The sequence below is a fragment of the Bacillus sp. GW823-FHT06B01 genome, from assembly GCF_058952315.1.
In genome coordinates this window covers 812,149-825,871 of the sequence record NZ_JBXAHR010000003.1, presented here as the reverse complement: position 1 = coordinate 825,871, position 13,723 = coordinate 812,149, and the positions used below count along the sequence as shown (strand labels likewise).

Genomic DNA, 13,723 nt, shown 5'->3' with positions numbered 1-13,723 from the left:
TCCCCAATTGTATACAAGTGGGGAGCTTTCCTTCATTCCTATTATAAACCTTCTGGGTTTAAAATGAGGACCACTCGTCCATCACCGAGAATTGTCGCACCAGAGAAATAATTAGAACTCTCTGCAAAGAAGTCACCTAATGACTTTAGGACTATTTCTCTTTGACCGATAATTGTGTTTACAATAAGTCCATAGCTGCGATGTGTATTACGAACAATTAACACAGGAACCATTTGACCATCATATGACGCAAACGCCTCATCTACTGTTTTTTCACCAAATACAGTACTTAAATGCTTCACTTCAATAATTTGATTACGGTAATTTAACACATCTTTTCCTTGTAAGGATTGGATGTCTTCTCTCTTAATCCGAATTGCTTCAACAATATTACCAAGAGGGAAAGCATAACGTTTATCATTCGTTTGAACAAGCATAGATTGAATAATGGACAACGTTAATGGCAGTTCAATTCTAAATGTACTACCTTTTCCTTCTTCAGAATCAATAATTAAATGTCCACCTAAACTATGGATCGTATGTTTCACTACATCTAATCCAACGCCACGCCCAGAAAGGTCTGATACAACTTCAGCTGTACTAAATCCTGGTTGGAAGATCAAATCAAATACTTCACGATCCGTTAATTTATTTGCCTCAGATTCTGTTACAACACCATTTTTAATCGCTTTTTCTAATACTTTCCCTTTATGAATTCCATTTCCATCATCCGTAATTTGAATTACGACATGATTTCCACTATGGAACGCTTCTAATTTAATCGTACCTGTCTCATTTTTACCCGCATCACGACGTTGTTCAACAGTCTCAACACCGTGATCAATTGCATTACGAATTAAATGAACGAGTGGATCACCGATTTCATCAATAACAATTTTATCAACTTCTGTGTCTTCACCTGTAATTTGTAAATCAATTTTCTTCCCTAAATCTTTCGCTAACATACGTACCATACGCGGGAAACGATTAAAGACTGTTTCAATCGGCACCATACGCATATTTAGTAGTACATTTTGAATATCTTTTGAAATATCGCCTAATCGATTTAAATGCTCAATTAATTCCTTGTTTTGAATTGCTTGTGCCAATTCATCTATACGACCACGCTCAATTACACTTTCTTCAAACATGTTCATTAATCTTTCAATTTTTTCTAATTGAACGCGTATGGAACGATTTTCCACTTTACCATTTTTCGTTTTTGTAGCGCTTTTAGCAGGTGTAGCATTAGCTGATTGCTTCGATACTTCTTTAGTTGATTCCACATGCGTAGCCTCTTGTAAATCTTCCTGCATAGCTTCTTGTGTACCCAATTCTTTCGAGACTACTTCTTTTAATGTATGTCCTTGCTTCACTTCTACTCTCTCAATTTCAGAAACATGAAGCACTACTTGTTTTAATTCTTCTTCACTTTGATCAGTATCCATAAATACTGTGAACTCAAACCCGAAAGCATCCGCTTCAATTTCTTCAATACTTGGAACTGTTTTTTGTACATTACCTACATTTTGCAGTGCTTCAATACACATAATTGCACGTACTGCTTTTAAAATAGCATGTTGCTCAACAGTTATATGCACTTCATGCGAAACTGCATTATCATTATTTATAAGTTCTTGCTCAATATATTCCGCAGGAGTTTCTACATTGCCATTCAATAATGCTTCTAATTTCTGCTTAGTTGTAATTACATCAATATTGCCCATTCCGCCTTGTTGCACATCTGCAACCATCTTCTCTAAATTATCAATGCACTCAAAAATCACATCAATAATCTCTGCATTTACAACTATATTCCCATGACGAATTTCATCTAAAACGTTTTCCATTTTATGCGTTAAATCCGCCATTTCCGTAAATTCCATACTCGCTGACATACCTTTAAATGTATGGGCTGAACGGAATATTTCTCCCACAACATCCATATCAGTGGGATTTTGTTCTAAAGTTAGCACATTTTCATTTAGCGATTGTAAATGTTCTTCTGATTCTTCAAAAAATATATTTAATAGATCTGTTTGCATTTTCATCCCCTACCTGTCTAACAAACATTTCATTTATGTATAACAATTTAGTGTTTTATAGCAAGAAAAAAGGGGGCCACACGCATATCCGCTACCAATGTTTAGATTCCTTGTGGCACCCCTTCTATATTAGCTGTTTGCTACTTTTGTTAAAGCTTCAATTACTCGATCCGCTTGGAACGGCTTTACAATAAAGTCTTTTGCTCCACCCTTAATTGCATCTAATACCATACCTTGTTGTCCCATTGCAGAACAAATAACAACTTTTGCACTTGAATCAATTTTAATAATTTCTTTTAACGCTTCAAGTCCGTCCATTTCTGGCATAGTAATATCTAATGTTACAATATCCGGTTGAAGTTCTTTAAACTTCTGAATTGCTTCTACTCCATTCTCTGCTTCACCAATAATTTCAAATTCAGAATTACTTTTTAATAAGTTTTTAATCATCGTTCGCATGAACATCGCATCGTCTACAACTAAAATTTTATGTGCCATTCTTTTTAATTCTCTCCTTCTATGTATAAATATATCTTAATATTTCACCTTATCATTCTCACTCATTATACAAAATAAAATGATAAAATTTAATATTTTTTTAAAAGAATTTTCGTATTTTCATTATTTTATTATTAAAATGATAATATACTATTCTTTTATGTAAATGACAACGCGACGGTTTTTCTCCCAATTTTGCGGTGAATCATTTGGTACAACTGGCTTTGTGTCTGCATATCCTACCGCAGCTAGCCTTTTATCATCCACATTATACACTTCAATTAAGTGGTGAATCATATTTGCTGCTCTTGCTGAAGACAGCTCCCAGTTAGAAGGGAATTTGTCATTATGAATAGGTCTACTATCTGTATGCCCTTCAACAACAATCGGATTTGGTACTGATTGGAAAAATCCAACTAATTGACTTATTATCTCTTTCGCTTCTGGTTTAACGTTCGCGTCACCCGTATCAAATATTAAATTATCTACTATAACGACGCTTACTCCCGTATCCTCTCGATATACATTCACTTGACTAATACCGTTATTATCTACATATGCTTTTAACTTTTTATATAATTCATCCATTCTTTTTTTCGAGACCATTTTTTCATCATTTTTTTCATGTGAAATATCTGGTATTGTATTTTCCATTACTTTTGCATCTACTTGCTCCACGTCACTAAACTTTTCAAGCATCTTTGACAATTTTACTGCATCCTGCTTTGATGTAGCAACTAGTAATACAAAGAAAGTTAATAATAACATCGTTAAATCTGTAAAAGTCGTCATCCAACGAGGCGATCCCTTTTGCGGTCGTTTCATCATCACCATACCACTCCTTGAAATATTAGGCTGCTCGTTTTACTTTTTTTATCTTTGTTTCGTATACATATGTATCGAGTTTCAACTTTAATTTAGAAGGAATTTGACCGCGATATAATTCTGAAATCGCTTCAATAACAAACTTCTTCTCTGTATATAAATCTTCAATACCACGATACACCTTTTCAGCAAGAGGGATTGCAATCATATTTGCAAGTACTGACCCATACAATGTCGTTAACATCGCAACTGCCATCCCTGTACCAATCTGCGATGTGTCTTGCAAGTTTTGAAGCATAATGATAAGACCGATTAAAGTTCCTATCATGCCCCAAGCTGGAGCGAAATCGCCAATTTTATCTAATAATGCTGCCCCTTTTCTTAACTCATACACTTCCGTTTCAACATCTTTCATTAACACTTCTTTTAATTCATCTTCATCGTAACCACTTAACATTAATCGAATTCCTTTTTGAATAAAAGGATTGTCTACTTGCTCTCCATCAACTTCTAAAGAAAGTAGGCCGTGTTTTTTAGACTTTTTCGAAAAATCGACAAACAAATCCGTTAACTGTTCTAAATCTTCTTCTTTTCTATGTAAAACAGTAAAAATACTTTTCGTATATTTTTTTATTTCTCCAAATCGATATGCCACAACAATTGTCGCAGTTGTTCCCCCTATTACAATTAAAATAGATGAAACATCTAAAAAGTTTTTAAAAGCTTTTACTCCGCCGCCGCCAATCATAATTGCTGCTATTACAATAGCAAAACCTACTATTATGCCCACTGGGCTAGAAATATCAAACTTCCTTTTTTTTCTTTCTGGTCTAGCAAACACTTGATTTTCATCTCCCATATTCCGGACCTTCCCTTTTCATTTTTATAAAACATTTTTTTATTTTAATAATGCGTTTTCACATATAATGTTTATTATACGCTTATCATCTATTTATCGCAATATACTCATAAAATTGACACATTTCATTTCCATATTAGAATTATAGTATGGAAATATGAGGAGGATCACGATGGAACATAACATTTTACAAGTCATTGCACTAGCAGAAAAATTAAAATACGAAATGCGACATAGCTGGCTTTCTAACGGGCGTCAAGAAAGTGTTGCTGAACATACGTGGCGCATGTCTCTAATGGCCATTTTAGTTGAGCCTTATTTAGATCAAAAAGTAAATATTGAAAAATTACTTAAAATGGTTATTATTCACGACCTAGTCGAGGCAGAAGCTGGTGATATTCCTGCTTTTGATACAATGAATAGTCATGAATTACAATTACAAAAACAAAAAAATGAGCAAGAAGCCATTTTAAATATTAAACGAACATTAAAAGGTTCTCTCGGTGAGGAATTATATGATTTATGGATGGAGTTTGAAGCGAAAGAAACGTACGAAGCAAAAGTTGCCAACGCACTTGATAAGCTTGAGGTGAAAATTCAGCATAACGAAGCTGATATTGATACGTGGCTACCAATTGAGCATAAAATGACATTCCAAGTGGCAAAGCATACAAACTTTGATTCTTTCCTATCTAAATTACAAAAAATGATTGAACAAGATGGCGAAAAGAAATTACTAGCTGCCGGCATTGACGTGGAAGCTTGCAAACGATAATGAAAAGACACTCAAATTGAGTGTCTTATTTCATTATCGTTGATACAGCCTGCTTGTAAATCAGTTGTTGTTTTCCATCAACTAACATTAAAACGGTAAATTTGTCTATCGCAACAATTTCTCCTACTATTCTAACGCCACTCTTTAAAAAAACTGTAACAATACCTTTTTCTTCTTTTATTTGTTTATATAACTCTTCTTGTAAATGTTCCAAATAATTTTCTCTCCTTTTCGCAAAATATCCTAATATAAAAAACTACAAATTATTTATGTACTTTATCTTTTACATTCATAAACTTATTAATAAGTATATCTAAATCTCGGCTAAATAACAAAACTTTATCATGATCCAATCCGTGTCTAGCAACAAGTTGGATTAGCTCTTTCTTTTTGTTTTCTATTTTATTGTGTAATTTTCCCATCTCCATCTCTTTACTAAAACTCCCTTTTCCCATAATATTACTTGTAAAATTATAGTACAAATCCTCTCATAAAAAAATATAAAAATGGTTTTTTTTACAATTTTTATATTTTTTTATGAACAAATCGCAAAATATATAACGATTTCTTCACATACCCCTAGCACAATATACAATTAAAATAACCATACAGGCGTTTGTCTAATTACAAAAGAGACTGGCTCCTTTTCCACACAAAAAACATACTGTATATAGTAGTCCATGAATTATATAGATTAACTTACTCAAAAGGAGGAAAACATATGAGCTATGGTGGAAGTTGCGCTGGTTTCGGCGGTGGATTTGCTTTGCTTATCGTACTATTCATCCTTCTAATCATCATCGGTTGTAGCTGCTGGGGTGGCGGCGGATACGGATACTAATATATCCTATCCTTAACAAATGAACGAAAAACTATACGAAAGCAGCTCATATTTGAGCTGTTTTTTCATACTTTCGTATGAAGTGATATCCCTCTATTTTGTGATTTCAACTAATAAAAAAAAGTTTACTATGAAATAAGAAATATTTTACTAAGGAGGATTACAATGATTAAAGGTCTTTACGAAGCACATTTACCTGTCAGTAACTTAGAGATATCAATATCTTTTTATGAATCACTTGGACTGAAATTATATAAAAGAGGAAATGATATTGCTTTCTTTTGGATTAAAGAAAATGAAAGTTGGCTTGGCCTTTGGGAAGGCACAGAATACAAAGTTAATTATCACCCTTCTTTACGACACATCGCCTTTCAAGTAAGCTTACATGATTTAGAAAATGCAATACACTGGCTAAACCAAAAAGGAATTTCAGCTAGAAAAGATTTTGGAATGGAACCAATTGAGCCGATTGTTTTTCCAGAATTAGCACATGCCGCCGTATACTTTAATGATCCTGACGGAAATAGTTTAGAATTGATCGCACAATTACCTGTTGGACTTCCTACAGCGGAGAAAGTGTATTTAAGCGAGTGGAAAAAACAAGTTCAAGCATCATCATTACATAAAGATTAAATTTTATGTCAGTTTCTTATTCCACACTTCTAAAAACAAATAAAAACTTCAATAAATTATTTTACGGGCAAACGTTAAGTGTACTTGGAGATTGGTTTCATACTGTAGCTTTAGTAACATTCGTCTATAGCATGACGGAATCTCCGTTTATGATCGCACTAACTTTTATAAGTAAAGGTTTACCTCAACTTCTACTTAGTCCTTTCTCCGCAAATTATTGGTAGCCTATTAGCTATATGCTGTATTTTTGTTAGTTTTATATGGCTTTACCTGTTTTATCGCGGGAAACTGAGTGAAGAATCTACTATCACTTAATAGCATGTTTATATACATGCTATTTTTCTTTATGTCGAAATATAAAGGAAAAAGGCGATTTATTTCCCTTACGTTCTAATTTTTTAGAATGTACAATAAATTTAGATTACAAGAAAGGAGATGTCATAATGTTTGACGATAGACTTACTATTTCAGCTGAGCAGCAGAAGCTCATTTCTAATGCAACTCGCATTCAAATTCTTCACCTTTTAAAAGACGAGGCACTCACTGCAAAACAAGTAGCTACTAAACTAAATAAATCTGCTGGTAGCGTACATTATCACGTTCAAATTTTATATGATGGAGGGTTACTTGAATTAGTAGACACGAAAGAAAAACGGGGAATTATTGAAAAATATTATAAAGCAAAAGCTGCTCATTTCTATATTGAAGAAAGCGGCACAGAAGGAACGAATACAGGTAGTCATATTGTATCTCATTTATTTTTAACTCCAGAGGAATTACAACAGCTTACTTGGGAAGTTACACAAGTTTTATTACGCTGGGAAAACAAAACCGCTCGTCAATCAAACTCCGAAGAGGAATACTCCATTTCCTGCAGGATTAAAAAACAATGAAAGAAAGGGCCATTTGTTCATGAAAAATAAATTATTATTATTGTCGGGAACAGGAATTTCTCGTTTAGGTGATTTTATGTATCTCATCGCCTTAAACATAATGGTGTTAAATAGCACAAACTCCCCTGCTGCTGTAGCAGGATTATGGATTGTAGGTCCAATTGCCACCGTTGTTACAAAAATATGGTCTGGTAGCATAGTAGATCGATTAAACAAACGGTCCATTATGCTCATCACAGATATAATTCGAGCAGCTCTCATTGGCTGTATTCCACTATTTGATTCTATTTGGGCCATTTATATTTTTATCTTTTTAACTCGCATTGCTACATCATTTTTCGATCCAGCATCATTTTCTTATAGAACAATGCTCATACGAGCTGAAGAACGCGCTCAATTCAACGCTTGGAATAGCTTATTTACAAACGGGGCTTTTATTATCGGTCCAGCTCTTGCTGGAATACTTCTCACCACGTACTCAGCATCCTTTGTGATTTACTGCAACTCACTTTCCTTTCTACTTTCTACCATTCTCATTTACTTCTTGCCAAACATTACACTACAAACAAAACAAAACGAAGAAGTTGCAAATACTTTCGTACAAACATTACGAAGTGATTGGAAACAAGTTTTTTCATTCGCTCGAACTGAAAGTTACATTATTCTCATATTCGTTTTATTTCAAGCTACTATGCTTGTCTCTATGGCACTCGATTCACAAGAGGTTGTTTTCACAAAACAAGTACTGTTTTTATCCAATATAGAATATAGCATGCTTGTTAGTATAACTGGTGCTGCTTACGTTTTCGGTTCATTTCTTGTTTCTCTCTTTGCTAAACGATTACAAATTCAACATTGTATCGGATTAGGTATGATTTTCACAGCAATAGGCTATGTAATTTTCGCCTTTTCAAATTCATTTATAGTTGCAGCGAGTGGTTTCATTTTACTTGGCATTTCTTCATCATTTGCTGGTACTGGCTTTATAACATTTTATCAAAATAACATCCCTGTACATATGATGGGACGTATTGATAGCGTATTTGATTCCATAAAAAATTTCATCCAAATCTTTTTCATTTTAGCAATTGGGGCATCCGCACAATTTCTTTCCGTTCAAATCACTGTAATAAGCAGCTCATTACTCATTCTTTTCCTTTCCTGTTTATTAGCAATCCGTGTAATGACGCCTTCACGAGAAAAATATTTTAAAGCTACAGGGTCATCATTGGAATATTAAATGCGAGAAAAAAGCGGCTATTTAGCCGCTTTTTTCCCGTTTTAAAGGACAGTAAGCCCCACTGATTAAAGTTTCACTTTATGTTAAAATATGTATTGGAACTAATTATATAGGAGGACTATTTTGGAGATTATATTCACTTTCATATGTATTATATTAGTAGCTTCTATTTTACAAACAAGTACAGGTTTTGGCTTTTCTATTATGGCAACACCTTTCTTACTCATGTTATTTCTACCACAAGAAGCTATACAAATAAATATCATTTTATCCTTAATTATTTCCATATCGCTCATTTGGAAAATAAAAACAGACATTGATTTTATTCTACTGAAAAGATTAATTTTCGGAAGTATAATTGGTGTTCCTTTTGGTATTATCATTTTCACTTCCATTAACATCAACACATTTAAATTAGCAATTAGCATCCTGCTCTTACTATTAACGTTGATGCTAATATGCAACGTTAAGATTCAATCAACAAAATCTAGAGATTTCATAGTTGGTGGATTATCTGGTCTATTAACGACAAGTATAGGTATGCCAGGACCTCCCCTGTTACTTTATTTTACAGGAACTGATACAAAAAAAGAGAAGTTACGAGCAACTACTTTAGCTTTTTATCTATTTATATATTTCATTAGTCTACTAACTCAAATACTCTTTACTGGGACAAACAAAACAATTTGGGAATCAAGTTTGTATGCTATTCCAATCGTATTTTTAGGTTTGTATATAGGTCAAATTATTTTCAAATGGCTTAATCAACGGATTTTTAAAATATTTACGTATATCCTTTTGAGTTGTACAGGTATGTATCTTCTTATTGAAAGTTTGCATTTATTATAGAAGGTGCTTTAGATAGTGCAATAATAGATAGGTTCAAACGAAATCATTACTGCATTTTCAAATACGACGGGGCATTCCATATCAAAACTCACATGACTTTATTACCAGTTTACAATTAGCAATAATCGTTCTTTCGTAAGACAAATATTATAAAATCGGATACTAAATAACACGATAAAAAGCGGCTATTTAGCCGCTTTTTACATTAAATATTTTATAAAGCAAAGACCTGCAGTTACTATCACGAATATATTAAAGAATATGGAAAACCCTTTTTCAAAATCTGTATACTTTTCTACTTTTACTCCACGTTTTTTTAACTCCATAACTATCATTGCAACTTCACGTGCATACTCAATACTTCCAAATTGTATATGAGTGTTATTATATTTAATCTCAAAGACATTTTTCATTTTTTTATGTTGTGAAATGGATTGTATATCTTCTATTGGTATGCTGTGTTCATTTGTTTTTTTAAAATAGCAATCTAATCCTTTCATAATCACTCTCTTATTTGTTAACACGATATAATAATAAAAAGTAGCTCCTACGTAATATATATTTGGTATGACTTTATTATTTGCCATATACCCTTCATCTACTAACAGTTCCTTCTCAATTTCTTCACCTGTTTGTAATTCGTTGCGAATGGATTCTTCTAGCATTTGTAACGTTAATTTTTTTAGTAATTCTCCATTTCTTACATAATACTTATCTATATTTATAGACTCATTTGCCTCTTTCTCTAAACGTGCAATTTCTTCCTCTGAATATTGGAGTTCATTTAACATAGATAATAATCTTTTATCCATATTACACACTCCCTTTCCACAGTTTTTGGAGTTTTTTCTTCCCACGGGAAATTCGATTGTATATATAATCCACCGTTACTTTTAATTCTTTCGCAATATCATCAATGGAATATCCATCAATATACCTTTTTAAAAAGATATATCGATCTTTCTTATTTAAATCTTGAACGATTTCCATAATTTCTTCTTCTTGTTCTATTCCATACCTATCATGGACACTTGTATCTATTTCTACGTCTTTATCAATTTTATTCTCTTTATATACTTTCTTTTTATATTCCAATGCCTTTAATTTAGTAATACCAATCATCCAAGATTTTAAGTTTCCCTTTTCTGTATCAAATTGGTCGATATGAAACCAAATGATAGTAAATACATCGTTATAACAATCATCCACATATTGTTTTTCAATAGGGGTACTTAATGATTTATGAATAATGTACAAAATTAATTTTCCATATTGATCAATCACTTCTTTCAAAGCGTCTTGATTATGTTTTTTCATAGCTATAATTAAATCCTCTTCAGAATTGAAAATCATAAGCATCTTCCTTCCCCAATTCTCCTTTAGCAGCTGCCTTTACTTACTATTGGTATTTTATTCTCATTTTCTATCACTTTTGTAAAAATTTCTTAATTTTTCTATGTATATCATAACAAATAAAATACCTAAGTTCAGAAAGGAGTATCTACATTCTGAACTTAGGTATTAACAATCAAACTATTCACTTATACTAACGTTTCATCACACAGCTCTGTTACATTTTTAAAGTATTGCAAGTTCTCCATCTCTTCAACTTCATTAAATAAATTGAGCTGTTTCATTATTTCAGCAGCAAATTCAACATATGCAGACCCTACGGCTGTTATTATTTTCCCATCAACGGTTACATCTTTATTTTGTTTATATTCCCATTCATGTAAATGCGCTAATTGTTTTTCATCTGGTGTTAATGATGTTGAGAATTTCTTCTTATTAAGTACTCCTGCTGCATGTAGTAATGATGTCCCTGCACAAATACCTGCTATCCATTTATTTTGCTTATGTAATTCGTTCACGACAGTTAACAATTGTTCATTTTCTAAATGGTCAAAAATATGTCCCCCTGGTACAATAAACACTTCATAGTCTGCCACCTCAATATGCTCGATAGAGACATGTGGTTGACACAAAAAACCACCTTCTCCTGTAACTGTTTTTCCGTCTATTGTTGCTGTTATTATTTCAAATTCCTTACTTATCAAAAATAAACTCGCTATATTCACTTCAAATTCCGCAAATCCATCAAATAAAAAGATTAAAGCTTTTTTCATATTATCTCCTCCCCCTATATTTATTCGCAAACAATCATCTTTCTCCTCTAAAAAAGGCAAACCCGCATCACAGGTTTGCCTTTTTATTCACTTCTTATTAAATCCTTTTTCACTTAAAAATTCTTTCATATGCATTCTTTTTTCTTTAGACATAAACGAACTCATTGATTCCGTCCATGTCAAGTTTTTCTTGTTTGATGATCTTTCTTTGTAATACGAACTCATCGTTTCATCGTATTCGTTTAGTAATTCATCATATTTCTTTTCATCATACCCATTTTCATGTAGAATTGCCGCTACTGGTAAACGTGGTTTCACTCCATGATTTTCATCTGGTACACCCACTGTCATTCCGAATATAGGATATACTTTATCTGGTAAATGAAGCAATTCACTTACTTCTCTCGGGTTATTACGAATACCACCAATATAACAAATACCGTACCCTAACGATTCTGCTGCTAACGCTAAGTTTTGCGCGAACAGTGAAGCATCTACCGTCGCAACGATAAAGTCTTCTACTCCTTCATGCTTTATTTCTGTACCATGTTTTTCACATGCCATTTCAAGTCGTTTTAAATCTGCACAACAAACAAAGAATGCTGCACAGTCCTTCACGTGACGATTTCCCGATAACTCTGCTAGTTTAACCTTTAAGTCTTGATCGGTTACATATATAACAGAATACGCCTGTACAAAATGCGAGGAAGCGGCATGCTGCGCAGCTTGCACCATTCTTTCTACTACATCTTTCGGAATTGATTCTTCTTTATATTTACGAACTGAAACGTGTTGCTCCATTTTATGCATGATCTCATTCATGAAAAACACTCCTTTTTTCTCTTCCTAATGAAAAATTAACATATCTTTTCCAATATTCACAACTTATAAGCACAAAAAGAGCAATTCTTTTTGAATTGCTCTTTTTAAAACGTCTATCAATACGGTGCATGAAATTATATCGACGATTATTTAAATATATCAGCGATTTTTCAGATATATCGACGATTCGACAAGGGATATCGACTTACCGACAAATAACGACAAATTCACTCCGAATTATTCCTTATCTTATTACGCTGTTTTCAAAACTTTAACACCTTTTACGATATTCCAAATGAAGTAATAAACCCCTACAAGAATGAATACTGCATATGTGATCATAATCCCAATTCCAGCACCATCAGATTGATTGAAGCTTAAACCATATATGCCTGATACTGCTAATCCACCAAATAAAACCGCATACGGGAAAACATGTGACCAAAATGCTTTTTTCGCGTGATATTTCACTTCATCCTCCGCAATGAAGTACACGATAATTGGCAGTAAAAATGGTGCAAAAAAGATACTAAAGTAACATAGTGAAGATAATATATTATTTCCTTTCATCCGATTCACCTCTAAATAGTTTTTGTTATCTTCATTATGTCAGGAATGCATTCTAGAAACTATCGCTTTACCTTTCAGGAACATGACATTTTTGTAAGATTTTCCGCAAAACAATCCCGCCTGGACTTCCAGACGGGATTATTTTTCTCTATATTCGATTCATAAACCAATATTGCGTAATAGCAAAATACTCTCGTATATTCGATGGAATAACAATTCGCTTCGGCGTTTCGGCCGGAAGACCCTCTAATTGTAAACCTTGCTTTGCTGCTATTTTTTTCGCTCTAAACATATGGAAATCGTTTGTTACGATCATCCCTTTTTTCATATTGTCCGGAATTAAAGGTTTTGAGAATGTAATATTTTCATCTGTACTCGTTGACTTATCTTCCATTATTATGCGGTCTTCTGCAATTTTTAGTTTCATTAATCCATTTTTCATTGCTAATGCTTCTGAAATATCTTCTCCTTTTCCTTTCCCTCCAGACACGATAGCAATTGTTTTCTCATGTGATTGTAAATACTCAGCAGCTTTATCAATACGATATTGCAAGGAGTACGATGGTTTCGTCCCGTTTACTTTCGAGCCTAATACAATTATATAATCAGCATCATAGGCCGCATTCATTTGCCCATGCTTATAAATGTTATATTGTAAAAATCCCGCATAAACAGCGCAAACCATTATAATCCCTATCATATATTTAATTATTTTCTTCTTTTTCATATCCATATTCTCCTATGTTC

The 13,723-nt window shown here is 33.0% G+C and carries 18 protein-coding genes and 1 pseudogene; 7 read left to right on the top strand and 12 right to left on the bottom strand.

Annotated features, from left to right (window positions below; all coding sequences use genetic code 11):
• Positions 1-41: 41 nt before the first annotated feature.
• From AC1Q8N_RS17505 to AC1Q8N_RS17490, 4 genes are all read right to left on the bottom strand, one after another.
• The gene (locus tag AC1Q8N_RS17505) at positions 42-2,045 is read right to left on the bottom strand and encodes a chemotaxis protein CheA (RefSeq protein WP_098078453.1); all 2,004 of its coding nucleotides are present in this window, start codon (positions 2,043-2,045) and stop codon (positions 42-44) included.
• A gap of 129 nt (positions 2,046-2,174) precedes the next feature.
• Complete coding sequence (locus AC1Q8N_RS17500; RefSeq protein ID WP_000940570.1) at positions 2,175-2,543, bottom strand: response regulator; 369 nt, start codon at positions 2,541-2,543, stop codon at positions 2,175-2,177.
• Between the two features lie 150 nt (positions 2,544-2,693).
• A complete protein-coding gene (locus AC1Q8N_RS17495) occupies positions 2,694-3,371 on the bottom strand; it encodes an OmpA family protein (protein ID WP_000977943.1) in 678 nt (225 codons plus the stop codon).
• A gap of 22 nt (positions 3,372-3,393) precedes the next feature.
• Positions 3,394-4,227, bottom strand: a complete 834-nt coding sequence (locus AC1Q8N_RS17490; protein ID WP_000502146.1) for a flagellar motor protein MotP — start codon at positions 4,225-4,227, stop codon at positions 3,394-3,396.
• A 172-nt stretch (positions 4,228-4,399) separates the two neighbouring features.
• On the opposite strand from AC1Q8N_RS17490, the gene AC1Q8N_RS17485 reads away from it, so the two are divergent.
• A complete protein-coding gene (locus tag AC1Q8N_RS17485) occupies positions 4,400-5,002 on the top strand; it encodes an HD domain-containing protein (protein ID WP_000400774.1) in 603 nt (200 codons plus the stop codon).
• Positions 5,003-5,027: 25 nt separating this feature from the next.
• Here the strand turns inward: AC1Q8N_RS17485 and hfq are convergent, their stop codons facing one another.
• Complete coding sequence (gene hfq / locus AC1Q8N_RS17480; RefSeq protein ID WP_000400662.1) at positions 5,028-5,216, bottom strand: RNA chaperone Hfq; 189 nt, start codon at positions 5,214-5,216, stop codon at positions 5,028-5,030.
• Positions 5,217-5,265: 49 nt separating this feature from the next.
• On the bottom strand, positions 5,266-5,484 hold the full coding sequence (locus AC1Q8N_RS17475) for an aspartyl-phosphate phosphatase Spo0E family protein (protein WP_002096752.1): 219 nt from the start codon (positions 5,482-5,484) through the stop codon (positions 5,266-5,268).
• A 239-nt stretch (positions 5,485-5,723) separates the two neighbouring features.
• Here AC1Q8N_RS17475 and AC1Q8N_RS17470 point away from each other — a divergent pair, with 239 nt between their 5' ends.
• The 6 genes and pseudogenes from AC1Q8N_RS17470 to AC1Q8N_RS17445 all read left to right on the top strand — a co-directional run bounded on the left by AC1Q8N_RS17470 (position 5,724) and on the right by AC1Q8N_RS17445 (position 9,458).
• Positions 5,724-5,843, top strand: a complete 120-nt coding sequence (locus AC1Q8N_RS17470; protein WP_000120179.1) for a YjcZ family sporulation protein — start codon at positions 5,724-5,726, stop codon at positions 5,841-5,843.
• A gap of 165 nt (positions 5,844-6,008) precedes the next feature.
• On the top strand, positions 6,009-6,476 hold the full coding sequence (locus AC1Q8N_RS17465; protein WP_098078456.1) for a VOC family protein: 468 nt from the start codon (positions 6,009-6,011) through the stop codon (positions 6,474-6,476).
• Between the two features lie 5 nt (positions 6,477-6,481).
• Positions 6,482-6,682 (top strand): annotated as a pseudogene (locus AC1Q8N_RS17460) (MFS transporter); the annotation flags it as partial.
• 237 nt (positions 6,683-6,919) lie between these two features.
• Positions 6,920-7,369, top strand: a complete 450-nt coding sequence (locus tag AC1Q8N_RS17455; protein ID WP_098078459.1) for an ArsR/SmtB family transcription factor — start codon at positions 6,920-6,922, stop codon at positions 7,367-7,369.
• Between the two features lie 19 nt (positions 7,370-7,388).
• The gene (locus AC1Q8N_RS17450) at positions 7,389-8,609 is read left to right on the top strand and encodes an MFS transporter (protein WP_098078462.1); all 1,221 of its coding nucleotides are present in this window, start codon (positions 7,389-7,391) and stop codon (positions 8,607-8,609) included.
• Between the two features lie 123 nt (positions 8,610-8,732).
• Positions 8,733-9,458 carry a sulfite exporter TauE/SafE family protein gene (locus tag AC1Q8N_RS17445; protein ID WP_098078464.1) on the top strand — a complete coding sequence of 242 codons (726 nt, stop codon included), beginning with the start codon at positions 8,733-8,735 and terminating at the stop codon, positions 9,456-9,458.
• A gap of 200 nt (positions 9,459-9,658) precedes the next feature.
• Here the strand turns inward: AC1Q8N_RS17445 and AC1Q8N_RS17440 are convergent, their stop codons facing one another.
• From AC1Q8N_RS17440 to AC1Q8N_RS17415, 6 genes are all read right to left on the bottom strand, one after another.
• Entirely contained in the window at positions 9,659-10,270 is a 612-nt protein-coding gene (locus AC1Q8N_RS17440; protein ID WP_098068095.1) for a PH domain-containing protein, read from the bottom strand.
• Position 10,271: 1 nt separating this feature from the next.
• Positions 10,272-10,817: a sigma-70 family RNA polymerase sigma factor gene (locus AC1Q8N_RS17435; protein WP_141559042.1), complete on the bottom strand. Its 546-nt coding sequence runs from the start codon at positions 10,815-10,817 to the stop codon at positions 10,272-10,274.
• Between the two features lie 182 nt (positions 10,818-10,999).
• On the bottom strand, positions 11,000-11,584 hold the full coding sequence (locus AC1Q8N_RS17430; RefSeq protein ID WP_098078467.1) for a type 1 glutamine amidotransferase family protein: 585 nt from the start codon (positions 11,582-11,584) through the stop codon (positions 11,000-11,002).
• Between the two features lie 87 nt (positions 11,585-11,671).
• Entirely contained in the window at positions 11,672-12,406 is a 735-nt protein-coding gene (gene nfsA / locus AC1Q8N_RS17425) for an oxygen-insensitive NADPH nitroreductase (RefSeq protein ID WP_098078470.1), read from the bottom strand.
• A gap of 252 nt (positions 12,407-12,658) precedes the next feature.
• Positions 12,659-12,976 (bottom strand): magnetosome magnetite crystal formation protein family, encoded by a 318-nt coding sequence (locus AC1Q8N_RS17420; protein ID WP_061673263.1) that lies wholly within the window; start codon positions 12,974-12,976, stop codon positions 12,659-12,661.
• A 148-nt stretch (positions 12,977-13,124) separates the two neighbouring features.
• On the bottom strand, positions 13,125-13,703 hold the full coding sequence (locus AC1Q8N_RS17415; RefSeq protein WP_048543419.1) for a YdcF family protein: 579 nt from the start codon (positions 13,701-13,703) through the stop codon (positions 13,125-13,127).
• Between the last annotated feature and the right edge of the window lie 20 nt (positions 13,704-13,723).